Origin of the sequence: Microcoleus sp. AT3-D2 (assembly GCF_036705715.1) — a bacterium.
Lineage (GTDB): Bacteria > Cyanobacteriota > Cyanobacteriia > Cyanobacteriales > Microcoleaceae > Microcoleus.
Map to the genome: position 1 here is coordinate 1 of NZ_JAUBVE010000183.1, position 1,857 is coordinate 1,857.

The window sequence follows — 1,857 nt, forward strand, 5'->3', positions numbered from 1 at the left end:
GCTAATTTAGGATGATTACATTTACGTCAAGGAGCTTAACTACACAGAGGCTTTGATTGTTTTCGGAGATGTCTATTGGTGAAGACCAACTACTAATTCGTTCATGTAGTAGGGGTAAGGCCCAACTTCCTTCTGCTTCGGGTATCCATGCAATGGTACTGTACCCCTGTCCAATAATTACGCCTTTGTGATATTCATGGGTTCTGTCTTGTAATGTTTTGGCATCTGGTCTGGCCCATGCAGTATGATCGATTGCTACTAAAACGTGTTCCGTTGAGGGTGCTTCCTCCTGTAATTGCTGGAGATACAGCAGCATCAGTTTTTTCCGCTCTGGTCTACAGTCTTGCAATGCCTCGTAGACGCTTGGCCATTGACGATGGAATAATGGATTGAGCGAAAATTCCGCCAAACAGGCTGCATTCGGAGTCGTCATCACTGCATCCATCAGCTCGAATGTCGCATCTTTTGCTTTTACTAATAACTCGTATGCTGCTTGACGGAATTCCTTTAATCGTTCACTGTTCATTTAGGGAGTGGATAGGTTTTCTTTTTCACCCTTATTCTCTCCCGGCGCGGTGGCTCTAGTTCTTCTGAAAGCCACCGTTCTCATCTTTATTTAGTCTAAACTACAGGCTATAAATAAACAGGATAAAATGCTATAAAGTTGTGTTGTCGTTACACAATAAGTAAATCATGAAAAATTAATCTTATCTAAACTTGAAATCTTCGCAATTTCAACGTAGATTTGGTATTAAAATTCAAACCTTAAAAGCCATGGTTAACGCCTTGGAAAATTTCAAGTCAGAAAATCAGAAAGACAGAAGAGGTCGTCGCACCATCCTAAGCTGTTGCACATTTAAACTGTGATACAAGAAATACCCTTATTTTTGATTTTGCGACCCCATTTAATTATTAATTCCCCTTCATTTAAGAGTCGATGCAATAAATACTCTAGCTCTTCAATAGATGTAAAAAGTCGATTGGTAATATATTCTTTTGCGGAATGCCATACTAATTCAATTAAGTTATATAGCAAGTCTATTTGAGTCGTGAATGTAGAACCACCTGAAACGTTTGTGATGATTGAATCCATTATTTACAAATCAAATGGTTTTGCTATAGTCGGGGCTATATTCGGGGAGAAATTCTAAATGGAGATTAGGCATTTCTATTTCAATTATTTTCAGGTACTCTTCTTTCTTGTGAAAACTAGCATTATCAAGGATAATCACTATTTTGGCTCCTTTTTCAGCAAATTCTGAGGCTTGATTACCTGCTGATACCAATTCACTATGAAGGTACACTAAAATATAGGTAAAAGTAGAGGAAATCGAATATGGCGAACAAACTTCAGGTACAAATCCAGGAAACGGTTGAGGAACTAGAGCATCGACTCGAACGGAGTGCGACCGCCGTAAATAAAGAAAAATTACTGGTATTATACTGGCTGGTCGGGTGCATCTCACTTTTGCAAATATATGAAAAAGGGCTAAAATGAAAAAGCTAGTAAAACTGTGAAAAAAGATGAGGTAAAAAAATGACACCCGAAGACCAACAACGCCTAAAAGCACACTAGACCTCTTGCAAAATAGTTTTGTACTATTATAGAAAGTTTAGACAATTTTTAAATCTAGCAGGCTGGGCAAGTTTAAGGAGATGCCAATCAACCCAATAATTCAAATTTTGACCTAAACTTGAGCAAACTTTTAAGGATAACACATATTTTTTTTGCAAGAGGTCTATTGCAAAGAAAATAAGCAATGGGTGTGGTTAGCAATGGATAGAGAGACCAGAGAAATTATTGGTGTTTATATTGGCGATCGTAGCGAAGAAGGAGCCAAACAATTATGGAATTCT

At 37.9% G+C, this 1,857-nt stretch carries 1 protein-coding gene and 1 pseudogene; both read right to left on the reverse strand.

Annotation, left to right across the window (positions count from 1 at the left end; translation table 11 throughout):
• Window position 1: 1 nt before the first annotated feature.
• Entirely contained in the window at window positions 2–526 is a 525-nt protein-coding gene (locus tag QUB44_RS30705) for a hypothetical protein (RefSeq protein WP_333373680.1), read from the reverse strand.
• Between the two features lie 330 nt (window positions 527–856).
• A pseudogene (locus QUB44_RS30710) lies at window positions 857–1,328 on the reverse strand (transposase); the annotation flags it as partial.
• Window positions 1,329–1,857: the final 529 nt, after the last annotated feature.